Here is a 22,072-nt window from a genome sequence, read left to right as displayed (position 1 = left end):
CCGAATGAAGCTTCCCCAGAATGGTCGGTCGAAAAAAATTGAGCTGGCCCCCACGGGCTGGACGGCGGAATAGCGTTCGTTGGCTCTGACCGATGGTCGGTTGGTTGTTTTCTATGCGGCGACGGCCGCGGGTGCCGGGGCGAGCCCCGGCACCCGCGGCGCGGAAAAAATTTCGTCGGGGGTTTGGTACCCGAGCGCCTGATGGGGGCGCAACCGGTTGTAGCTGTCGATCCAGCGGCCGATGCCCTGACGGGCTTCGGTGCCCGTGGCGTAGGCGCGCAGATAGACGTCCTCGTATTTCAGGCTGCGCCACAGGCGCTCGATGAAGATGTTGTCCATGCAGCGCCCCTTGCCGTCCATGCTGATGCGGATCCCGGCGGCCTCCAGCACGCCGGTAAAGGCGGAACCGGTGAACTGGGCGCCCTGATCGGTGTTGAAGATGTCCGGCGTCCCGAACCGGGTGATCGCCTCCTCCAGCGCCGCGACGCAGAAATCGGCGTGCATGGTGTTGGACAGCCGCCACGCCAGCACCTTACGGCTGTGCCAGTCCATCACCGCCACCAGGTACAAAAAGCCCTTGGGCATCGGGATGTAGGTGATGTCGGCCGTCCACACCTGGTTGGGCCGGTCGATGACGAGATGGCGCAGCAAATACGGCCACACCCGGTGCTCGGGAGCCGGCTTGCTGGTGTTCGGCTTTTGCCAGATCGCCGCCAGCCCCATCTCCCGCATCAGGCGGCGGACCCGCTTGCGGTTGATGCTCTGCCCCTGGCGCCGCAGCCACGCCGTCATCTTGCGCGAGCCGTAATAGGGCGTCTCCAGGAACTGCCGGTCGATCAGCGCCTTGATGGCCAGATCCTCGCTGTTGTCGTTGACCGGCTTGTAATACAAGGTGGAGCGGCTTAGCCCCAACAGCCCGCATTGCCGCGTCACCGACAGCGTCTGGTGCGTCGGGTCGATCATCGTCTTCTTCTCCGCCCGGCTCAACGACCGAGCTTGCGCGACAAAAAATCGTTTTCGACCTTCAACTGACCGATTTGCTTGTACAACTCGTCGGTCACCGCTTCCGTCGCCTTCTCGGCCCGGCCGCCGCCCTTCTCAAAAACGCCGCATGCGCCGTCCACAAGCTGGCGCTTCCATTCGTTCACCAACGTCTGGTGAATCCCGTACTTGGCGGAAATCTCCGCAACCGTCGTTTCCCCTTGCAGCGCTTCCAGCGCCACCTTCGCCTTGAACGCCGCTCCATGATTGCGGCGCGTGCCCTTGCTCATCTCGTCCGGTCCTTCTCGCGTCGGCGACATCAGAACCAGAGCCAACGGACTTGTCCAGGATACGGGGACCAGCTCACGGTCCAACGAGACCCATGCGTCGACCAGCGATCCTGAGGCGCGGTTGTATCGCAAAGGCAACGGGCAGCCGGCGAAGCTGGCCTTCATGGGCCATGCATTGATGGAAAACCGTCACGCTCTGGTGGTGAATGTCCGGCTCACCGCGGCCACCGGTCTGGCTGAGCGCGAAGCGGCGGTTTCCATGGTCGAGGCCATCCCCGGCCGCCACCGCATCACGGTGGGTGCCGACAAGGCTTACGACACCAAGGATTTCGTGGCGAACATGCGCAGCCTGGGCGCCGCTGCGCATGTCGCGCAGAACACGAGCAACCGCCGCTCGGCGATCGACGGCCGGACCACCCGTCACCCCGGCTACGCCGTCAGCCTGAGAATCCGCAAACGGATCGAGGAGGTGTTCGGCTGGATCAAGGGAGCCGGCTTGCGCAAAACGCGTCATCGCGGAACGGCCCGCGTCGGTTGGATGTTCACCCTGACCGCCACCGCCTACAACCTGATCCGCCTGCCCAAGCTGCTGGCGGCGGCATAATCACGCCCGAAGTCCGCCTCAACGGCGGCTACGGGCGTCTCGGAGCACGAAAAGGCACTCCATTCCGACAAAAACGGGCGTCGGAAACCCCATTCCCAAGCCTCAGCCGAGGAAAAAAGCCGGAATATGTTCGTTTTTCCGTGTCCTGCTATGGCGTGCCAGGCGCGGCCCGCTTCGGCATCGACACGGGCTCGGTGAATGCTGGGATCTGTCATGCGGCGGGTCCTGACGACGAGGTGAACAGCAAGACTGGACAGGGCAGCGGACAGGAATGCCGTTATCCCCACGGCGAGCACCCCGCCATTCCAGCCAGCAATGGTGGCAATGGCTGAAGGTGCTGCCTATGCCATAGCGAAGCCGCAACTGACAAGCACCAGGGAAATTGGACGCACCGCTCTCGCAGACCGCATCGCGTCATCAGCAAAATTTAATACCATGATTTCATGCTTCATCTTCATGACGTGAAACCACTTCCATCTTTCCTGAGCTTGCGTGTAAATCCGCGAAGCTCCCGCTCGGGTCAGCGATTTTTCCATCCTCTGCTACCGGGAACCACCGCATGGCTCGGATCATCAGTTTCGCCTCCACCAAGGGCGGCGTCGGCAAGACCAGTCTGGTCATGGCGCTCACGTCCGAACTGCGCCGGCGCGAGGCGAGCGTGCTTCTGCTCGACTGCGATCCCAACCGGCATCTGGCCGAATGGGCGCGGCGGCGCAACGATGCCGGCGTGCGGGTGCTGGACGAGATCACGGAATCGAACGTCCGCCAGACGGTGCAGGAGAATGCGCCGAACTTCGACTATACGCTGATCGACCTTGCCGGCTTCGGCAATCTGACCATGCTCTACGCCTTCTCGGTCAGCGACGGGGTGCTGATCCCGACCCAGCAGTCCTTCATGGACGTGAAGGAGACGGTGCGCACCTTCAAGGTGGTGGCGGACTCCGTCGGCGTGCTGAAGCACACGCCGGCCTCCAGCGTGGTGATCGTGCGCACCCAGGCGGCCATCGAATCCCGCGTCGACCGCCATGCCCGCGGCCTGCTGGACGAACATGGCGTCCCGGCCTTCCGCACCGAGCTGATCGAGCGCTCGCTCCTGAAGGAAATGACGTACACCGGCCACGGCCCGGGCGAGGTCAATCCCAACAGCAACGCCGACCTGAACGTCCGGGCGCTGACCGACGAGTTCATCGCCTTCCTGGAAGCGTCGCCGGCCAACCCGCTGATCCCGCGGGGGTGAGGGCTCCGCGGCTCGCGGCACGATATTTTGAAAATAAATCATGATATGATCTACTGGCTTCATGCCATGATTTTTTTATGCCGTGACCGGAAAGGGCAGGGCGTTTCCCGATGGAGAAGCAGGGGCGCGCTGCTGGCAATGGCGGAGAGGGATTGGTGCAAAGCAATCAGGCCACAGTTGTTGGTGCGCGGGCCATGGGCATTGGCTCCCAGCCATTCGGGCAGTGGTCGATGAAGAGAATGGAAAAATTATCTAATTAAATTATGGCATGACTATTTATCATGATTTATTGACTGTGCATTCTTCCCAGGATCAGCGCAGCTGACCGGTCGAAGGGCCGGGGGCACCGGACAGAAAACGGATCGCACGGGTCAGGTGATGCCGAAGATGCCCCCGCTGTGGAATGCTACGAGCCGGGCGGCTCCATGAAATCCGTATGGATTGATTACCCATCAGGTCTCGAATGGATTTCGGGCCACCGCTTTAGCCGGAATATCATGCCGAGGCGACACCGGGATTGCTTGGTATCAGTTCAATTCATCATGTCATGATTTATTGTTCTTTTTGACAACGGTGAAAGCGCCGGCGCGTGAGGGGGCCTCTACAAGATGCGACGTCCTCGGGAGCTGATGCATTGCGTCTCGCCGATTGCTTGGCTCTGCCGGGAGAACAGCGTCCGCCCGCCCCATCGCCCACCCCGGCACAGCGTCTCCGAGCGCAAACACTCCTTTGCCAAATAAAATCATGATTTAATGTTTTCATGACCTGTCTTTGTGTTATTTCTTCTCCTCTGAATCGAACGCAGAGTTATCGCATCGGGCTTCCGCTTCCGTCTCTCGCGCAAGCTTCGTTTATGCTGACGCCAGGAGAGGGAAACCCGCACCACAGGCGATCGCAACGACCAAGAGGGTTCCTGGAGCGCCTCACTCCCCGTGACTATTCATATCTTCATCTCATTATTTTTTGTAATGAAGCACTTCTTTGGTCGTCCGCCCTGTGTTTCCCGCGCCACGCCGCCCGGCTTTCCGCCATGTGACAGCCCAGGGCCGCCATATCGCGCGAAGACAGGACACCAAGTCATGATATTGCTTCATGGCTTATCCGGCCGGCACCTCTGCCGGCGCAGTCCTCTCCGGAGTGTCCATGTCGACCGACAGCCCCGCAAAGCCGTCCATGAAGCCTGCCGCCAAGCCGGCCCGTCCGCCTCTGGGCGGGATCGGGATCGGGATCGGCGGACTGGGCACCGACGACATCGACCCGATCCGCCAGTACGGATTGAGCAAGGGCTTCCTGCCGACCGAAACGGAGCCGCCAGCAGCCCAGCCGGCACCGGTTCCAGCCCCGGCCCCCACCATCGTCCGTCCGGCACCGACCCGGCCGTGGCAGGCGATGCTGCCGGACTATCTGGTCGAGGATCTGCGCCAAGCCGCCGCACGCGAAGGCACCGCCCAGAAGGTGATCGTCCTGAAGGCCTTGCGGCAGGCCGGCTTCCGGATCGACGACATCGACCTGCAGGACCTTCGCCGACGCTGAGGCCCTTGACCCGGCGCACAATGCACACAGGCGTGGCCGAAGGGACGGTTTGACTCTCCAGGAGTAGCCGTCTATGCCCTGCACACGCTCCAGACCGACTGCCGACCACCAGCGACGACGAGATGAAGGCAAACATCACCCAGGCCGCCCCGGCGCCGTCCCCTGCGCCAGCCTCGCCCCTTCAGGCCTCGCCCCGTCCTGTATCGTCCGTCCCGGCACCTGCCCAGGCGGCCGCTTCCAAGACGATTCCCCAGCCGCCCGCCGCCACGCCACCCGCACAGGCGGCTTCCCACGGCCTCAGCATCGACATGCTGGAACGGATGCTGGAGCAGCAGCCGAAGGATCCCAACGTGTGGAGCGCGCTCGGCGCCCTGCTGCGGCAGACCGGCAAACCGGAGGCGGCGATCGCCTGCCAGCGGCGCGCGCTTGAGATCGACCAGCGCCATGTCGGCGCCTGGACCAACCTGGGCAATGTGCTGGGCGACGTGGAGCGTTATGACGAGGCCATCGCCGCGCAGGAACATGCAGTGGTGCTGTCGGGCGGCAATGCCAGCCTGCTGTCCAACCTGGTGGTGGCGCTGCGGCACGGCTGCCGGTTCGAGCGCGCCCTGGAGATCCTGGACGTCGCCCTGCGCGCGCGGCCCGGCGACGCGAGCCTGCTGTGGGACCGCGCCCTGACCCTGCTGCAGGTCGGCCGTTATGCCGAAGGCTTCCGCGACTACGACTCCCGCCTGTCTCTGCCTAGCTACCAGAACCGCATCGCGGAGGGTCCGATGTGGGATGGACGGCCGCTCGACGGCAAAACCATCCTGCTGACCACCGAACAGGGCTTCGGCGACGTGCTGCTGACCGCGCGCTACGTGCCACTGGTCAAGGCGCGCGGCGGCCGGGTCCTGCTGGAATGCCATCCGGAACTGCAGCGCCTGCTCTGCGGTCTGGAGGGCGTCGACGGCTTCGTGCACGCCGGCACCGCCTATCCGGCCTACGACGTCCATTGCCCGCTGATGAGCCTGCCGCACCGGCTGGTCACCACCATCGAGACGGTGCCGCCGCCCACCCGCCTGACCGTTCCGGACGAAGCGCGCGAGAAGGCCGCCCGGCTGGTACCCGGCAATGACGGCACGATCAAGGTTGGCATCATCTGGTCCGGCCGGGTCACCTTCAAGGACAACGCGCGGCGTGCCACCGCGCTCAGCCGCTTCCTGCGCTTCCTCGACGTGCCGAAGGTACGGCTCTACAGCATCCAGAAGGGTCCGCCGGAGGCGGCTCTGGAGACGCTCGGCACCTCGACCCTGATCACACCGCTGGGGCCGCATTTCAACGATTTCGCCGACACAGCGGCGGTGCTGGAGCGGCTCGATCTGGTAATCATGACCGACAGCTCGGTGGCGCATCTGGCCGGCTCGCTGGGCCGTCCGGTGTGGAACCTGCTGCAGTTCATGCCCTACTGGGTCTATGGCGACGGCAAGGTCGGGGGGGGCGACACCACGCCCTGGTATCCATCGATGCGCCTGTTCCGCCAGACCACGCCGGGCGACTGGGACAGCGTGTTCGCCGCCGCCGAGCAGGTCCTGCGCCAGGTAGCTGCGCTCAGGACCTGACCAGTCTCAGCCGCCGGCTCGGCCATAGCGGGCCAGCAGCGGGTCCTGCCTTGAGGATGCGCTCCAGATTGGCGAGCACATCGTCCACTGAACCGCACCGGGAATGTCGGAGGCCCCGCTTCTTGAGAAACTGGGGGCCTCATGACGAAACAGGCATCATCCAAGTACGCCCCTGAAGTCTGTGAGCGCGCGGTTCGGATGGTGTTCGATCCGCAAAATGTCGAGCGGCACTCTTACACTATGAACCGCGCCGGGATTGTCGGAGGCCCCACTTCTTGAGAAACTGGGGTCCTCATGACGAAACCAGCATCACCCAAGTACGCCCCTGAAGTCCGCGAACGCGCGGTTCGGATGGTGTTCGAGCACGAGGGCGAGCACGCCTCGCAATGGGCGGCGATCAGCTCGATTGCCGCGAAGATCGGCTGCAATCCGGAGACGCTGCGGAACTGGGTCCGGCAGGCCGAGCGCGACCAGGGCAAGCGGCCCGGCCCGACGACAGACGAGCAGGAGCGGATCAAGGCGCTGGAGCGTGAGGTCCGGGAACTGCGGCAAGCGAACGAGATTCTGCGCAAAGCGTCGGCTTATTTTGCTCAGGCGGAGCTCGACCGCCCGTTCAAGCGATGATCGCCTTCATTGACGAGCATCGCGCCGTCCACGGGGTCGAGCCGATCTGCAAGGTGTTGCCGATTGCCCCGTCGACCTACCGCGTCCATGCCGCCCGGAAGGCTGATCCGGCCAAGGCGCCGGCCCGCTCGCGAAGCGACGCGGAGCTGAGTGTGGCTATCCGACGGGTCTGGGATGAAAACTTCCAGGTTTACGGGGTGCGGAAAGTCTGGCGGCAGTTGCGGCGGGACGGCATCGATGCGGCCCGCTGCACGGTGGCCCGGCTGATGCGGCGCATGGGCCTGAAGGGGGCGACGCGCGGCAAGGCGGTGCGAACCACGATCGGCGACAAGGCGGCGCCGTGCCCGCTCGACCGGGTGAAGCGCCAGTTCCAGGCGCCGCGCCCGAATGCCTTGTGGGTGGCGGATTTCACGTACGTCGCGACGTGGCAAGGCTTCGTCTACGTCGCCTTCGTCATCGACACCTTCGCTCGCAAGATCGTCGGCTGGCGGGTGTCGCGCACCGCCCACGCCGGCTTCGTTCTGGATGCCCTGGAACAGGCCCTCCACGACCGCCGGCCGATCAAAGGCAGCGGCCTCATTCATCACAGCGACCGCGGGTCGCAATATGTTGCCATAAAATACGCCCAGCGTCTGACTGACGCCGGCGTCGAGCCGTCGGTCGGCAGCGTCGGCGACAGCTACGACAACGCCTTGGCCGAGACCATCAACGGCCTCTACAAGACCGAGGTCATCCGGCGCCGAGGGCCGTGGCGCACCCTGGAGACCGTCGAATTCGCCACCCTGCAATGGGTCGACTGGTTCAACAACCGGCGCCTCCTCGAGCCCATCGGCAACATTCCTCCCGCCGAGGCCGAGGCGCGCTATTATGCTCAAATCGAGGACGTCGCCATGGCGGCGTGACTCAACCAAATCAGCCTCCGGCAAACCCGGCGCGGTTCACTACGACTGACCGATCCACCTGCGGCAGGACAAGTTAACTGACGCCCGCCGCGCAACGAAATTGTCGTTGCACAGCGGGATGGGACACCAGCGGCGACCTCGCAGTGCCGGCCAACATCACCTTGATGCCGCTCTCGCCCTATAGCCAGGAACTCAACGTCATCAAGAGGCTTTGGCAGTTCATGCGCAACACGCTGCTATCCCACCGCCTCTTCATCGACCTCGACGCTATCCTCGACGTTTGCTGCCTCGTCTGGAACCGCATTCTCGCCGAACTCGGCTGCATCGGCTCCACCTGCGGTTACCCGTGGGCCTTACAGGGTAAAATTTAACGGCTTTGGTATCAGATGCCGCGGGCCGCGATCGCCGTCTCCAGAGACTCGTCCATTTCGTCGGGCTCGATGGGTACCAGCTGCTCCGCACCGCTCCCAGCCGGACCCGGCGGCAAGCGGATCCACGCCCCGGTGCGGCGGTAGGCGGCGAAGGAGAGCGATTCCAGCAGCTCCTCGTCGATCTCCACCGAATAGGACCCCGCCGGACGCTCCTCGTCCATGTTGCGGAACTTGAAGGGGTGGGCGAACGCGACGGTCACGGCAGTCGTACGGCTGGTCATCGAAGGAACTTCCATGAAGGGGTAGGCGACAGCGAGGGCTGCGGCGGAGTGGCGGCTGCTCATCATGAGTGATGGATACGTTATATGATACGCCCTGTCGGCTTGCCTGCTTGTCGAGACTTCATCCAGGCAGATAATTCTTCGCTCTCTCGAAATAGCTGCGACCGCCCGTTGCCATGTACAGCTCAAAATGTATCGTCCAAGAAGGCCCATCGGCGTCAACGGATGCCGTACAAAGCCGTGCATTTATAAGAAAAGCAGAGAAATTTTTATAGCCATTGCTGACTTTCCAACCATAAAATTAAATCATTTCCAGATTTTTGTCGTACTTTCAATGATTTGATGACAAAACTTGTTAAGTTTATGATTTACCTCATTTTTGCCAACTATTTATAGCGAGAATTTTCGATTTTTCTTGATGCTTCATTGAATTTTTGCGATGCAGCATAATATACGCATAAGTCACTCAGGTCGAGCACAGCGCTCCCTACTCCTTCCGAAAATTCAAAAGCCCAGAACACACAACGGAGACGATATGGACAACGGCACACATACGCCCCCCACCATCCGCAGCGCCAGCGACGAAACTGCAACGAAAACGGAAATGTCCAAGGGACGCAGCATCCGCAGCGCCAGCGAAGAGCATGCACCGAAAGCCGACACAGTGGCCCCGCAAGGCGCCCGCGGTGTCGGCCAGCAGCAAAGGTCCTGGCCACCGAAGCTGCCCGGCGCCGGCAATGGCCAAAGCGTTCCGGATGTCGGCCGAGCGACCGAACAGTCCCTCAACCGGGCGACGGAACTCGGCAGCGCCCTGACGTCGGGCTATGGAACGGCCTTCTCGGAAGCCGTCACCTTCATGAACCGGGCCGTCGAACGCCAGAACGAAATGATGGGCAGCATGCTCCGCGCACAGGGGCCGCTGGACATCGTGCAGGCGGGAAACCGCTACCTGCTCGGCGGATGGCTGGCCTTCTTCGAGGTCAATGTCCGCGTCGCCAAGGCCGCGTCACGCCTGACGGACGATGTGAAGCAGAGCCCCGGCCGGTTCGGCGCCTGACGCCCCGTGCGGCCGTCGTTCCAATCGACTGCCCACCAGAGCCGCAGGAGGACCTCCGTTGACCAGTTCTGAAAATGGGCCGCAGACGCTTCTCGCCGTCGAAGAACAGGTGACCGTGCACAAGCGCGGACAGGTGACCGGGACCGTTCGCGCCCGCACCGTCAACCATGAACACATCCAGCCTGTCGAAGCAGAGCTGACGGTGGAGACGCTGGAGGTCGAGCGTGTTCCCGTCGGACGGTTCGTCGATCATCCGATCCCCGACCGCCAGGATGGCGACACGACCATCATCTCGGTGATCGAGGAGGTGGCGACCATCGAGGTCCGCCTGAAGCTGGTGGAGGAGGTCCGGATCACCCGCCGCACCACGAGCCGCAAGATGACCGACCGCATCACGGTGCGCCGTCAGGAGGTCATCGTGGAACAGGACCCCACTCCGGACGATCCGGTGGACGATCCCGCGGAACGGCCGGCCTGAAACGCTTCAATCATCCATCCAAAACACCCCAAAATCCAAACGGAGAGCATCATGAGCACGATCGTCGTCGGACTTTACAAGGAAACCGGTTCCGCCAAGAAGGCCTTCCAGGCCCTGATCGCGGCGGGCTGCCAAGAAAAGGACATCGAAACCTTCGGCGGCGCCGACAGCGCCGACAAGGCGGCCCAGGGCCTGCTCGGACACGGCTTCCGCAAGGAACTGGCCGATCGCTATGGCGCTGCCGTCCGGCAGGGGCACACACTGGTGGCGGCCGACATCGCCGACCAGGATGCCGACGCCGCGGAGGCGATCCTCGACAAGAACGGGGCCATCGATCTGCCCGCCGCTCCGGCACCGCAGAAGGCGGCCGGCAGCCGCGACGTCGAAGAGGAAACCCTCCAGGTGGTGAGCGAGGAGGTCGGGATCGGCAAGCGCCGGGTCGCCAAGGGCGGGATGAAGCTCACATCGCAGGTCACCGAGACCCCGGTGCGGGAAACCATCATGCTGCGTGACGAGACAGTGGACGTCGAACATCGCACGGTTGACCGGGCCCTCAGCCCGGACGAGGGAAAGGCGGCCTTCGAGGAGAAGACCGTCGAACTGACGGCGACCTCCGAAACACCGGAGATCACCAAGGAGGCCCGCGTGGTCGAGGAGGTCGTCCTGTCCAAGACGGCCTCCGAGCAGGAGAAGACCGTCGAGGCCGTCGCCCGCCGCACCGACGTCAAAGTGGAGCCTGTCGGCGGCAAGCCCGGCAAGCGCTGATCCGGCAAGTGCGGATCGAACGTTGATCCGTCAGGCGCCGATCGGCGTCACGTGCCGACGGGGCTGAATCGCCCGCAGGATGCCCTGCCCGCCTTGACCGCAACCTCCCCGGTTGCGGCTGGGGCGGGCTGCTGCATGCGGCAAGGGCGCCATGCAATGAACATTGCAAACAGTCCGTCAGAGCACCATTTGGAATCTGCTGAAACTGTTCCAGGCTCGTTCCTTTCTGCTGAGGATCATGGATCCGAAGACTTGCCTGGCATGACCCGATCCGGACGGCATGGTCGCCGCCCCCATCGCCGACAAATCGGCCCGGCCCAACTGGCGGAAAGAGCGGCGGAAAGCAGGGTCATCCTTCCACAGCCGTTCCATGAGGTCCCGCACCAGTCGGGAACGCCGCCCGCAAACCAGGGCGGAAGACGGCTGTCCGGTTGGTCGGGCAGGCGGGCTTCCGGCCCAGATCGGAGGACCTCCATGGCTACCAGGACAAGGCTTGCCTTCTTCATCCTGAAAACCCATGCCGGCTGGATCGTCCGGGCGGACGGATTCGTCTATCCGCCCTGCGCCGATCAGGCCGATGCGCTCGCCATGGCCATTCGCGAAGCCCAGGCGGCGGAGCGCCTCGGCTTCGCCAGCGTCGTGCTGGCGCAGTCGGCGGCAGGGGAGCGCTGCCATCTCCGCTGGTCCTGTGCGAACGACGGCGGAACGCCACAGGCGGGCGCCGACACCCTCCGCCCAGCGGCCTCGGAAACGGTTCCGTCCATGGCAGGCATCCTGCCGCCAGCATTCCAACCGGAGAAGCGGCCATGATCCCCCCATTCCAGTCCATCGAGGGACGGTGCCCCCATGGCGCCGACGTGCTGCGCGAACAGGTGCGCTGGGTGGACGCCGAACGCCGCTGGCATCCGGCACTCCATGGCGCGCCGCCCGACCGGCTTCCCCCAGCCTATCCGCCGCCGGGCCATGCCAGCCTGCTGCGGGGCGCCTTGCTGACCCGCCTCACCATCGCCCACGCAACGGCCGGCGCAACGGCTTTCGCAACCGCCTTCAAGGAGCAATGACCCATGAGCCTATCAGCCCATTACATCGTATCGTGCCGAACGGACGGTTGGTTCATCGGCCTCGAAGGGGAACGCTACGGCCCCTTCCCCAACGGACAGGTCGGCGCGCTCATCGCTGCGGTGCAGGCCGCCAACCACGCAGGGAAGGATGGCCACGACGCCCGTGTGCTGCTGCGCGCGGCGGACGGCCGCACCGCCACCGTCTGGGTCTTCGGCACCGACACCTACCCGTCGCCCTGGGTGGAGGATTTGCACCGGACCGCACAGTTGCCGCGGCGGGAGCGCGCACGCGCGCCCGTCCCGCTGGCCCCTTCCATGATGTTGGTAAAAACCGGGCCGGAGAGGGCGATGCCCGCCCGGGCGTGATGGACCGAATGTGATAGGCTGGGCATGACCGGCCGGCGGGAGGCTGCTGTTTTCCGCTCCGCGGCACTCCCTCCGATGCAAAAGCCTCCCTAGCAAATCACCGGCGTCTCAGGCGGCAACCTCGTCGGTCCAGACTTGGAATCCCGTCAGCGTGTTGGGACCGAAGGTGTGGGTGAGCGGCACGTCCGCCGCGTCGCGCCCCTGCGCGATCAGGATGCGCCCGATCCTGGAAGCGTTGTTGCGCGGGTCGAAGATATGCCAGCGGCCGCCGAGATACACCTCCATCCAGGCCGCAAAATCCATCGGCCCATAGGGGGGCGGTTGGCCGATGTCGCTGATGTAGCCGGTGCAGTAGCGCGCGGGAATGTTCATCGCGCGGCAGAAGGCAATGGCGAGATGGGCATAGTCGCGGCAGACCCCGCACTTCTCGGCGTAGGCCTGGGCGGCGGTCCGCGTCGGGCGCGAATGCTCGTAGCCGAAGGTGATGTGGCTGTGGACGAAATCGCAGATCGCCTGCACCCGGGCCCAACCCGGCGCAGTCCCTGAGAACAGCCGCCACGCCTCGTCCGACAGGACGTCGGTTTCGCAATAGCGGCTGCCCAGAAGGAACAGCAGGGTATCGGCCGGCAACTCGTCCACACGGTGCTGCACGGCGCCGGGCTCGACCGGATCGGGGATCCCGCTGTCCCGGATGATGCTGTCGGCGCTGATCGTGACGAGGCCGGCAGGCGCGACCAGCCGGCTGCACCAGTTGCCGAAGCTGTCGCGATAGCCCTGGATCGGCGCCGGCACGCTGGTGACGATATGGTCGGGCCGCTCCAGATCGCCGACGCGCGTGTAATGCACGTTCAGCATCACGATCATCGGCGTGGGGGCGGGAAAGCTGAAGTTCAACTGGTAGCCCAGGCGTATGCGCATGAAGGCCCTCCGATGAAAAGATGGTGGTGCCGACCCGCGGCCGGAGGGATCGGACGGAACCTGGAACTGGGCCGAAACGGGTCCGAGGCCGGAGATTTCCCGTCGCATCGGGATCACCCGGATGTCGGGAGCATTGTCCATGGTCAGGCGCGGCAAAGGCAACCTCCGTCTTCTCTGCCGTCTCCGCCGCCGGCTCTCCTTCCGGAACACGACCGTTGGGAAAATGGGTGCCTGCCTTGAAGCGATGGCTTCCACCATCCATTTACCATCTACACAGATGGTAAATGGATGGTAATGATGAGCGGCACGGTGCACGACCTGCGACCGAAGGCGGGTGACAGCGAAAAGATCACGATCAACCTCGGCTATGTCGATCTCGGCCATATCGACCTGCTGGTCGAGGAGGGGTTCTATTCGAACCGCACCGACTTCATCCGCACCGCCATCCGCAACCAGGTCGACCGGCACGCCGACGTGATCCGGCAGACGGTGACGCGCAAGAGCGTGGACCTGGGCCTGCGCCATTTCAGCCGCGCCGACCTGGAAGCCGTGCAGGCCGAAGGACGGATGCTGGACATCCGTGTCCTCGGGCTCGCCACCATCGCCCAGGACGTCCCCCCCGAGCTTGCCCGCGCCACCATCGCCTCGCTGACCGTGCTGGGCGCGCTGCATGCGCCGGCGGCCGTCAAAACGGCACTCGCCGACCGCATCCACTGACACCTGCGGCATCGCCGTACCCCGGCACCTCTCCCCGAACCGAGAAAGCCCCACATGTCCCAAACACCCCCCACCGGCCTTCCCGGCATGGCCGAGGTCGCCCGCCTGACCAGGGCCGGCCGTCTCACCGAAGCGACCGGCCTCGTCCAACGCCTGCTGCGGGGGGAGCACGCCGCCGCTCCCACGACCGCACCGGTTCCAACTGTCCTGGAAGGCGAGTTCGAAAGGCTCGATTCCTCTCCCCAACCCATCTCTCAAGGCGATGCCCAACCCGCGGACGGACCGGGGAAAGGGGCGGGCAGAGGGCAGAAAACCGGATTGGTCAGAACCGGGCTGGGTGAAACCCTGCGCGATCTTGCCGCACGCCTGCGGGCGATGGGCGGCCGAGCCGGCGGCACCGGTGCCCTGCGCCCGGCCGCCGACCCGCTGCCGGACGGCGCATCCTTCGTGACGGACAGCTACAGCGGGGCGGCGGGGACGCGCACCTACAAGCTCTATGTCCCGGCCAACCGCGGCGACGGGCTGCGGCCGCTGGTCGTGATGCTGCACGGCTGTACCCAGTCGCCCGACGATTTCGCCGCCGGTTCCCGGATGAACGCCTTCGCCGAGCGGCATGGGATCCTCGTCGCCTATCCGGAGCAGCCGGCCTCCGCCAACGCCCAGCGCTGCTGGAACTGGTTCAACCCCGAAGACCAGCGACGCGACCGCGGCGAGCCGGAACTGCTGGCCGGCATCACCCGCCGGATCATGCGCGACCATCCGGTCGACCCGGACCGGGTCTACATCGCCGGGCTGTCGGCCGGCGGCGCCGCGGCGGCGATCATGGGGACGGCCTATCCCGACCTCTATGCAGCGGTCGGCGTGCATTCCGGCCTGCCGGCCGGTGCTGCCCACGACCTCCCTTCCGCCCTTGCCGCAATGCGCCAGGGCAGCGGCAGCAGGCCGGACGGTGCACGGGCCACCCGTCCGATGCCCACCATCATCTTCCACGGCGACCGGGATGCCGTCGTCCATCCGAACAACGGCGACCGGGTCGCGGCCCAGGCGACCGCCATCGCAACCGGTCTGCGTACGGAGGTGCAGCAGGGCGCGGCCCCCGGCCGGCGCGCCCACAGCCGGACCCTGCACACCGACTCCTCCGGCCGGACGCTGTGCGAACATTGGACCATCCATGGGGCCGGCCATGCCTGGGCTGGCGGAAGCCCCGCCGGCTCATATACCGACCCGCAGGGACCGGACGCGACGGCGGAGATGATGCGCTTCTTCCTGGAACACCGGCTGCCGGCGACGCCGGTCTGAACGCCGTCCGCCGATCCACTCTCAAGTGAAATGCCTCCGTCGCTGGTGCGGCGGAGGCATTTCACGACTTGCGTCTCCGACTTGTGGCACGACCACCCAACCTGCAGGTCGCACCCCATCGGGTGAGGACCATGTGGTCATCGCCATTCCTATCCTCGCAGGCGGCGTCCGCCGGACGCGGACGCCGAGACGGTGTTCGCTGCGATCCGCTGGCCGGCAACGGCCGGACGCCGCGGTGGCGCTGCAAGGACTTCTCCCTGACTTCGGGTACCCTCTTTGCCTTTCACAAGCTGGCGCTGCGGATCTACTTGGCGGCCATCGTCATCTTCGTCAACGAGGTGAAGGGCAAGAGCGCCCTGGCGCCGTCGCGCGACCTGGACGTCCAGTACAAGACCACCTTCCTCCTGGCCCATAAGATCCGCGAGGCGATGGCGGCGGAGATGAATAGTGCGGTGATCGGCGGCGCCGGGCGCACCGTCGAGGTGGAGGGCTGCTACGTCGGTGGCCACGTCCGACAGGAGAACGCAAAGGAAAACCGCAAGGACCGCCGGCTGGCCGCGAACCAGACCGGCAAGCGCCGCATGGTGTGGCCATGCGCGAGCGCGGCGGTCGCACCTTGACGGCGGTGTTCGCCAGCGAAGCGGAGTCAACGGCCTTCATCAAGACCCGCGTGGGCGGCGCCACCACCGTCCATGCCGACAAGGCCGCCGACTGGAACGCGCTGCATGCCCGCTTCGCCACCAAGCGCATCAGCCACCAGGGCACCTACAGCCTGGAGGGCGCCTGCACCAACGAGGCCGAGAGCTTCTTCAGCCGGATCCGCCGCGCCGAGATCGGCCACCATCACCACATCTCGTGGTGCCTGCCTCGCCCTCTACGCGCGGGAAGCCGCCTTTCGCAAGGGTCACCGTCGCACCAGCAATGGCGAACAGCTCCGCACCGTCGTCGGACTGGTCACCACGAACGGCCCCTCGGTGGACTTCTGCGGCGACTGGCAGCGCAGCCACGCGCCACTTGGCAACGCTGTCGTGTTCATTTCCTTCGCTCGCTGCTTGCCACGTGCCCAACGGCCAACAGACCGTCGTCTCCGCGGCCCTACGCCAAGTCTTCGTGCAGCCCGCCGCAAGAGCGCCGGCGAGGTCTGGCGCCATGTCGCCGATCAGCTGCGGGCGCGCCTTCCCAAGGTGGCAGCGCTGCTCGACGTCGCCAGGCATGACGTTCTCGCCTACATGGACTATCCCGAATCTCACCGAGCCCAGTTACACTCAACGAACATTCTTAAAAATCTCAACAAGTAATTCAAACGCCGCTCCGATGCTATTGTGATATTTCAGAACGGAGGAATTATTCGAAGTAATTTCGGCGCAATCTTTCTAGATAAAAATGATGACTGTCAGATCCAGCACTGTTACCTGACACTCGAAACCATGGCGGGGATCGCCACCGTCGACGAGCCCGCCATCATACCGCATCCCTCAACAAAAGCGGCCTGACCGACCACGCACATGACCACCTTCCAATTTCCACCATCTTGACGGACGTGACCAGGCAGCGGTTGACCGGCTTTTTTCTACCCGGCGTCGTCCTCTGGATTGAAAACGGGGCGGAACTGGCGGGGTAGCATGGGCTTCGCCAATGGCGATTTATTTATTTTCATGAAATGATATCATATTATTTTATACTCCTCATACGATCCTCCGGGCCGTGAGCCGTGGATGGACTGGCTTTGTGACGAGCTGTCGGGCCGGCATATCAACCTGCTGCGAGCCGCCGGAGAGGACACCACCCTCACCGCGGCCGGCTCCATTGGCCAGGCAGCCATTTTCGCCACCTGGGCAAAACGCTCCTACGGCTGGCGGAAGCAGAGGGCTGGCGCGACATCCAGGTTGACAAGACGCCTGAGCAGGAGCTTTTCAACCCGTCCAGACCGCCAGCGAAAGGCCCCCCGAACCATGCTGCATCAGGCTGTCATCCTTGTCGGCGGACGGGGAACCCGGCTCGGAGCGCTGACCGACGATACGCCCAAACCCCTCCTTCCGGTGGGTGGCCGGCCGTTCCTCGCCTATCTGATCGATGAACTGTTTCGGCAGGGCTTCAACGATATTCTGTTGCTCGCCGGCTACCGCGGCGACCGGATCGAACGCTTCTGTCAGGAGATGCTGCGCCCAGGTCTGCGGCTGCGCTGCATGACGGAGCCGGAGCCCGCCGGTACCGGAGGCGCCCTGCGAACTGTCTCGGATCAGTTGGAAGCGCAATTCCTGCTGCTGAACGGCGATACCCTGTTCGACATAAACCTCAACGACTTTTCCACCCCGCCCCTGTCGGCGGACGGCGACGTCCTCGCGAGGATGGCACTGCGCCGCGTTCCTGATACTGCCCGCTACGGCTCCATCGTCCTGGAGAGCAGTCGGATCGTCGCCATGCTCGAGAAGGGGCCGGCGGGGAAGGGGTTGATCAACGGCGGCATTTATCTGCTTGACCGCCGGGCTGTCGACCGGCTTCCGCCGTCGCCCTGTTCGATCGAAACCGACCTGTTCCCACTTCTGGCGGCGGAGGGGGCCATCGAGGGACGGGTCTACGACCGCTTCTTCCTGGACATCGGCGTGCCCGACGATTTCGCCCTGGCCCAGAGCGCCATCCCCGCCAGCCGCCGCCGCAAGGCCGCCTTCTTCGACCGGGACGGCGTACTGAACGAGGACATCGGCTTCGCACACCGTCCCGACCAGATCACCTGGATGCCGGGGGCCCGGAAGGCGGTGAAGCGGCTGAACGATGCCGGCTTCCTGGTCTTCGTCGTCACCAACCAGGGCGGTGTCGCCCGCGGCCTCTACGGCGAGGAGCATGTGCGCACGCTGCATCGCTGGATGCAGGAGGAGTTGCGCGCCGTCGGCGCCCATGTCGACGCCTTCTACCACTGCCCGCACCATCCCGATCATGGCAAGGCGCCCTACCGCACAGACTGCCGCTGCCGCAAGCCCGAGCCGGGAATGCTGCTGCAGGCTATGGCGGAGTGGCCTGTGGAACCGCTAGGCAGCTTCCTGGTCGGCGACCGCGAAACCGACGTCCAAGCGGCGCAGCGGGCGGGCATCGAAGGGACGCTCCACCTCGGTGGCGACCTCGACGCGCTGGTCGCCGGCATTCTGGCCCGCTCCGGGACCGGTACGGAGGTCGAAACCGCCCGCTAAGGCAGCCCCGATACCACTCGAACGAGAGGTGTCCTCACTATCGCCCCCCTGGGCAGAACCGGCGTTCCTTTGGAATAAACCTCCCGCGCCCTTCCAGACATGCGCAATCGGCCGGTTTCTTCCTCGTCCGCCGCTTCGGCAAGGTCCGTCAGCTGCATGCGGCGATGCTGCTGGCGTTCATGGCGCTGGAAAGCGCCAAGGCCCTGTCCGGGCAGGCCGGAAACCCGCCGGGAAATGCCGCCTTCACCGGCGCCTTCGCTCCGTCATCCCTGATCAGCAACCTGGCACTGGTCCATGGGCTGGGGATGGAAGACCGATTGAGCTGGAACATTCCGAGCTGGTCGATCGGCGCGGAGTTCTTCGTCTACATCACCTTCGCCATCCTACTGCTGGCCATGCTTGCCGCCGCCGGCGACGTTCGGCTGTATCAGGCCGCGCACGGCAGGCGGATGTCCCGCCATGCGGGCAGGCTGGCCGAAGCGGGGGCACTGCTGACGGTGGTCGTCTTCGTCTCGGCCGCCGGAGGCAACGCCCTGCCGCTGGCCGCCCCGCTACTGTTCGGGCCAGTGGTGCTGGTGTTCGCCTTCGAAGCCGGTCCGGTTTCCCGCCTGCTGACGACATCCCCCTTCCGACAGCTGGCCGCCTGGCCCTACTCGATCTACATGGTGCATGCCCTGCTGATCGCCGTGCTGCAGAAGGCGACGACGGTGGCGCAAGAGGGCATCGGCCGGCCGCTGTTCGTCGAACGACGGACGACGGCGAAGCCGACCGGCTGATCGCCTTCGGCGATGCCCGGATGATGGCTCTGGTCGGCGTCGGCTATCTGCCGGCGGTCACCGCCCTGTCGACCCTGACCTGCCGTTTCGTCGAGCTGCCGGGGCAAGCGATGGCCAATGGCTTGCTGGTCCGCTCCCGCAAGGCCGCTCCGGCCAGCCCGGTGGCCGAGGCGGCGTGACTGCCGCCTCTCTGCCGCCTCCCTGCCGGCATCAATGGCGGGCGAAGACCTGCGGCCCGTCGGCACCGCCGAACAGCACGACCTGATAGGGCTGGCCGGTGCCCATATCCATGCCGGGTGCGTCCGGCGGCATGCCGGGGGCCGACAGACCGCGGGCCCGGGGCTGATCGGCCAGCAGGCGCGTCACATCGGCCGCCGGCACATGGCCTTCCAGCACATAACCGCCGACCCGCGCCGTATGGCAGGATCCCAGTTCGTCCGGCACTCCGGCAGCCTGCTTCACCGGCATCATGTCGTCGACGGTGTGAACGGTGACGTCGAAGCCGGCCGCGCGCATGTGTCGCACCCAGCCGTCGCAGCATTCGCAGCCCACAGCCTTCCAGACCTCCACCGCCGCACCGGCGGCGGGCGTGGCGGCGCAAACCGTCTCCGGCAGCGCCACGGCTCCGAGGCTCAGCGTCAGGGCGGCGGCGGCCACCCCCCACACCATCGTCCGCCGCGTCATCGTCATCGGAATTCTCCAAGTTATATCAGTGTCTTGCCTCATCCGCTCAGGAACGGACGGACAGAAGCCTCAGGGCATTGGCGGTGACCAGCACGGTGGCGCCGGTGTCCGCCAGGATCGCGGGCCAGAGCCCGGTGACGCCAAGAACGGTGGTCACCAAGAACACCGCCTTCAAGCCCAGGGCCAGTGCGATGTTTTGCCGTATGTTGGCCATGGTGCGGCGCGACAGGGCCACCATCGCCGCCACGTCGCTGACCCGGCCGTGCAGGATGGCCGCGTCGGCCGTCTCCAGCGCCACGTCGGTGCCGCCGCCCATCGCGATGCCGACATCGGCGGCGGCGAGCGCCGGGGCGTCGTTGATGCCGTCACCGACCTTTGCCACCAGCTGCCCCCGGGCCTGAAGCTCGCGGACGATGCGCAGCTTGTCCTCCGGCAGCAGGTGGGCATGCGCCTTCACCCCCAGCATGCCGGCGACCGCGTCGGCGGTTTCGGCGGTGTCGCCGGTCACCATCAGCGAACGGATGTCGGCGCGCTCCAGCGCCTCGATGCCCTGACGGGCGTCGGCCCGCGGTTCGTCGCGTAGCGCGATCAGCCCGACGGCCCGCCCTTCGAGCAGCAGGACCGAAACCGTCTTGCCCGCCTGTGCCAGGGCCGCGGCCCGTTCCGCCTGCTCCGCGGTCAGGGAAGGGGCAGCCGCCCGGGTCGACAGCAGCGCCACCGCAAGCCCGCCGACCCTGCCCTGCAGCCCGGCGCCGGGCAGGGCGGCGACCTCGTCCGCCACCGGCGGGGCGATGCCGCGCCCGGCTGCGACGGCCAGGATGGCGCGAGCCAGCGGGTGGCTCGACCCAGCCTCCAGCGCCGCGGCGGCGGCCAGCATTTCCGCCTCGCTCCCGCCGAAGGGGAGCAGGTCGGTAACGCGGGGCCTGCCCTCCGTCAGGGTGCCGGTCTTGTCGAAGGCGACGGTGGTGATGCGGCCGAGTGCCTCCAGTACCGCGCCACCTTTCAGCAGCAGGCCGCGCCGGGCGCCGTTGGACAGGCCGGCGGCGATGGCAGCCGGGGTCGAGATCACCAGCGCGCAGGGGCAGCCGATCAGTAGAACCGCCAGGGCGCGGTAGAACCACTCGGTCCAGACGCCGCCACCAGAACCAGCGGAAACCAGTGGCGGCACGACGGCGACCAGGGCCGCCACCACAACGATTCCCGGTGTGTAGAAGCGGGCGAAGCGGTCGATCAACCGCTCGGTCGGCGCCTTGCTCTCCTGCGCCTCCTCCACCAGCCGGACGATGCGGGCGATGGTGTTGTCGCGCGCCGCGGCTGTGATGCGCACGCGCAGGGCGCCGTCGGCGTTGATGGTGCCGGCGAAGACGGAATCGCCCTCGCCCTTGGGCTTCGGCACGCTTTCGCCGGTGACGGGGGATTCGTCGACGGCGCTGCTGCCGGACAGCACGATCCCGTCGGCCGCCACCCGGTCACCGGGGCGGACCAGGATGACGGAGCCGACCGCCAGCCCGGCGGCGGGAACAGTCCGCGGAGCGGCGCCGTCCTGCTCGATCAGGGCCGTGTCGGGAACCAGCGCCGTCAGGCCGCGGATGCCGGCCCGCGCCCGGCCGGCTGCCACCCCTTCCAGCAACTCGCCGACCAGGAAGAGGACCAGGACGGTCGCCGCCTCCTCCACCGCGCCGATGAAGAGCGCGCCGACAGCGGCGACCGTCATCAGCGTCTCGATGGAAAAGGGCGTGCCGGCCCGTGCTGCCGCCAGGGCGCGGCGTGCTACCGGGACCAGCCCGACCGCCAGGGCCAGCGGGAAGGCCCAGCGTTCCGTCTCCGGCACCAGCAGGCCCAGGAGCGTCGCGGCGGCGAGCGCCGCGCCGGCCGCTAGCGTCAGCACCGCCTTGCGCCCGCGCCACCAGGGCGCCTCGCCGGGATCGGCAGGGAAGTGGGAGTGAGAATGGGCGGCGTGAGAGTGGCCGTCATGGGAATGGGCAGGACCGCAGCAGCCCCCGCCGCAGGCGGGCGGCGCGCTCTCCGCCAGCGGATCGGCAGGGACGGCGCCATAGCCGAGGGTGGCCAGCGGCCGGACGACGGCGTCCGCGCCCAGCGCCGCCTCGTGATCGACGCTGACCGTTCCGCCCTGTACCGACACACGCACCTCCCGGATGCCCGGCACCCGGCGCAACGCCGTCTCGATCTTGGCGGCGCAGGAGCCGCAATCCATGCCGGAAACCCTGTAGCGACTGGTGCGCGGGGCGGAATGGGCGTTGCAGTCGCCGTCCCCCATTCCGTGCGTGATCTCCTGCATGGCAAGACTCCTCGATCGTGACGCGTTGTCGGCAGCGTCCCCG

General features: G+C 65.8%; 21 protein-coding genes, 3 pseudogenes and 1 other annotated feature. Of the genes and pseudogenes, 19 read left to right on the top strand and 5 right to left on the bottom strand.

Annotated features, from left to right (window positions below; all coding sequences use genetic code 11):
• Nucleotides 1-111 precede the first annotated feature (111 nt).
• A protein-coding gene (locus AL072_RS32640; protein ID WP_425388601.1) for an IS3 family transposase occupies nt 112-1,271 on the bottom strand; the annotation gives its coding sequence in 2 pieces (ribosomal slippage) (nt 112-992 and nt 992-1,271; 1,161 coding nt in all).
• Between the two features lie 37 nt (nt 1,272-1,308).
• On the opposite strand from AL072_RS32640, the pseudogene AL072_RS32630 reads away from it, so the two are divergent.
• The 6 genes and pseudogenes from AL072_RS32630 to AL072_RS32600 all read left to right on the top strand — a co-directional run.
• Nucleotides 1,309-1,875, top strand: a pseudogene (locus AL072_RS32630) (transposase); the annotation flags it as partial.
• 559 nt (nt 1,876-2,434) lie between these two features.
• The gene (locus AL072_RS32625; RefSeq protein ID WP_045585390.1) at nt 2,435-3,112 is read left to right on the top strand and encodes a ParA family protein; all 678 of its coding nucleotides are present in this window, start codon (nt 2,435-2,437) and stop codon (nt 3,110-3,112) included.
• Between the two features lie 1,143 nt (nt 3,113-4,255).
• Nucleotides 4,256-4,645, top strand: a complete 390-nt coding sequence (locus AL072_RS32620) for a hypothetical protein (RefSeq protein WP_082109351.1) — start codon at nt 4,256-4,258, stop codon at nt 4,643-4,645.
• 122 nt (nt 4,646-4,767) lie between these two features.
• Complete coding sequence (locus AL072_RS32615; RefSeq protein WP_045585388.1) at nt 4,768-6,246, top strand: tetratricopeptide repeat protein; 1,479 nt, start codon at nt 4,768-4,770, stop codon at nt 6,244-6,246.
• 294 nt (nt 6,247-6,540) lie between these two features.
• A protein-coding gene (locus tag AL072_RS32605) for an IS3 family transposase (protein ID WP_144428448.1) occupies nt 6,541-7,772 on the top strand; the annotation gives its coding sequence in 2 pieces (ribosomal slippage) (nt 6,541-6,832 and nt 6,832-7,772; 1,233 coding nt in all).
• Nucleotides 6,825-6,941, top strand: a sequence feature (AL1L pseudoknot). It overlaps the preceding gene by 117 nt.
• A gap of 113 nt (nt 7,773-7,885) precedes the next feature.
• Nucleotides 7,886-8,143: pseudogene (locus AL072_RS32600) on the top strand (IS630 family transposase); the annotation flags it as partial.
• An 11-nt stretch (nt 8,144-8,154) separates the two neighbouring features.
• On the opposite strand, the gene AL072_RS32595 reads toward AL072_RS32600, so the two are convergent.
• The gene (locus tag AL072_RS32595; RefSeq protein ID WP_045585384.1) at nt 8,155-8,424 is read right to left on the bottom strand and encodes a hypothetical protein; all 270 of its coding nucleotides are present in this window, start codon (nt 8,422-8,424) and stop codon (nt 8,155-8,157) included.
• Between the two features lie 604 nt (nt 8,425-9,028).
• Between AL072_RS32595 and AL072_RS32590 the strand changes: the two genes are divergently transcribed.
• The 6 genes from AL072_RS32590 (at nt 9,029) to AL072_RS32565 (ending at nt 12,151) form a co-directional block, all read left to right on the top strand.
• Nucleotides 9,029-9,481 carry a hypothetical protein gene (locus AL072_RS32590; RefSeq protein WP_245637098.1) on the top strand — a complete coding sequence of 151 codons (453 nt, stop codon included), beginning with the start codon at nt 9,029-9,031 and terminating at the stop codon, nt 9,479-9,481.
• Nucleotides 9,482-9,539: 58 nt separating this feature from the next.
• The gene (locus tag AL072_RS32585; RefSeq protein WP_045585382.1) at nt 9,540-9,959 is read left to right on the top strand and encodes a DUF2382 domain-containing protein; all 420 of its coding nucleotides are present in this window, start codon (nt 9,540-9,542) and stop codon (nt 9,957-9,959) included.
• Nucleotides 9,960-10,010: 51 nt separating this feature from the next.
• Nucleotides 10,011-10,724 carry a YsnF/AvaK domain-containing protein gene (locus AL072_RS32580; RefSeq protein ID WP_045585381.1) on the top strand — a complete coding sequence of 238 codons (714 nt, stop codon included), beginning with the start codon at nt 10,011-10,013 and terminating at the stop codon, nt 10,722-10,724.
• A gap of 474 nt (nt 10,725-11,198) precedes the next feature.
• The gene (locus tag AL072_RS32575; RefSeq protein WP_045585380.1) at nt 11,199-11,534 is read left to right on the top strand and encodes a hypothetical protein; all 336 of its coding nucleotides are present in this window, start codon (nt 11,199-11,201) and stop codon (nt 11,532-11,534) included.
• On the top strand, nt 11,531-11,785 hold the full coding sequence (locus AL072_RS32570; RefSeq protein WP_045585379.1) for a hypothetical protein: 255 nt from the start codon (nt 11,531-11,533) through the stop codon (nt 11,783-11,785). Before AL072_RS32575 ends, AL072_RS32570 begins: the two co-directional genes overlap by 4 nt.
• A 3-nt stretch (nt 11,786-11,788) precedes the next feature.
• Nucleotides 11,789-12,151 carry a hypothetical protein gene (locus tag AL072_RS32565; protein ID WP_052710382.1) on the top strand — a complete coding sequence of 121 codons (363 nt, stop codon included), beginning with the start codon at nt 11,789-11,791 and terminating at the stop codon, nt 12,149-12,151.
• A 108-nt stretch (nt 12,152-12,259) separates the two neighbouring features.
• On the opposite strand, the gene AL072_RS32560 is transcribed toward AL072_RS32565, so the two are convergent.
• Nucleotides 12,260-13,069 (bottom strand): transglutaminase-like domain-containing protein, encoded by an 810-nt coding sequence (locus AL072_RS32560; RefSeq protein ID WP_045585378.1) that lies wholly within the window; start codon nt 13,067-13,069, stop codon nt 12,260-12,262.
• Between the two features lie 288 nt (nt 13,070-13,357).
• On the opposite strand from AL072_RS32560, the gene AL072_RS32555 reads away from it, so the two are divergent.
• The 7 genes and pseudogenes from AL072_RS32555 (at nt 13,358) to AL072_RS35080 (ending at nt 19,225) form a co-directional block, all read left to right on the top strand.
• Nucleotides 13,358-13,786, top strand: coding sequence for a CopG family transcriptional regulator (locus AL072_RS32555; RefSeq protein WP_045585377.1), 429 nt, complete (start codon nt 13,358-13,360; stop codon nt 13,784-13,786).
• Between the two features lie 54 nt (nt 13,787-13,840).
• Nucleotides 13,841-15,085 (top strand): extracellular catalytic domain type 1 short-chain-length polyhydroxyalkanoate depolymerase, encoded by a 1,245-nt coding sequence (locus AL072_RS32550; protein WP_045585376.1) that lies wholly within the window; start codon nt 13,841-13,843, stop codon nt 15,083-15,085.
• 165 nt (nt 15,086-15,250) lie between these two features.
• Nucleotides 15,251-16,014: pseudogene (locus AL072_RS35905) on the top strand (IS1595 family transposase); the annotation flags it as partial.
• Nucleotides 16,015-16,059: 45 nt separating this feature from the next.
• The gene (locus tag AL072_RS36380; protein WP_425388630.1) at nt 16,060-16,383 is read left to right on the top strand and encodes a transposase; all 324 of its coding nucleotides are present in this window, start codon (nt 16,060-16,062) and stop codon (nt 16,381-16,383) included.
• Nucleotides 16,384-17,037: 654 nt separating this feature from the next.
• Nucleotides 17,038-18,270 (top strand): HAD-IIIA family hydrolase, encoded by a 1,233-nt coding sequence (locus AL072_RS32540; protein ID WP_045585375.1) that lies wholly within the window; start codon nt 17,038-17,040, stop codon nt 18,268-18,270.
• Nucleotides 18,271-18,434: 164 nt separating this feature from the next.
• A complete protein-coding gene (locus tag AL072_RS32535; protein ID WP_045585374.1) occupies nt 18,435-19,046 on the top strand; it encodes a hypothetical protein in 612 nt (203 codons plus the stop codon).
• A 20-nt stretch (nt 19,047-19,066) separates the two neighbouring features.
• Nucleotides 19,067-19,225: a hypothetical protein gene (locus AL072_RS35080; RefSeq protein ID WP_158511123.1), complete on the top strand. Its 159-nt coding sequence runs from the start codon at nt 19,067-19,069 to the stop codon at nt 19,223-19,225.
• Nucleotides 19,226-19,256: 31 nt separating this feature from the next.
• Here the strand turns inward: AL072_RS35080 and AL072_RS32530 are convergent, their stop codons facing one another.
• Both AL072_RS32530 and AL072_RS32525 read right to left on the bottom strand, forming a co-directional pair.
• Nucleotides 19,257-19,736, bottom strand: coding sequence for a DUF411 domain-containing protein (locus AL072_RS32530; protein ID WP_052710380.1), 480 nt, complete (start codon nt 19,734-19,736; stop codon nt 19,257-19,259).
• A 40-nt stretch (nt 19,737-19,776) separates the two neighbouring features.
• Nucleotides 19,777-22,029: a heavy metal translocating P-type ATPase gene (locus AL072_RS32525; protein ID WP_245637097.1), complete on the bottom strand. Its 2,253-nt coding sequence runs from the start codon at nt 22,027-22,029 to the stop codon at nt 19,777-19,779.
• Nucleotides 22,030-22,072 lie beyond the last annotated feature (43 nt).

The organism is Azospirillum thiophilum (assembly GCF_001305595.1).
GTDB classification, from domain to species: Bacteria; Pseudomonadota; Alphaproteobacteria; order Azospirillales; family Azospirillaceae; genus Azospirillum; species Azospirillum thiophilum.
This window is presented reverse-complemented; position numbering and strand designations above follow the sequence as displayed.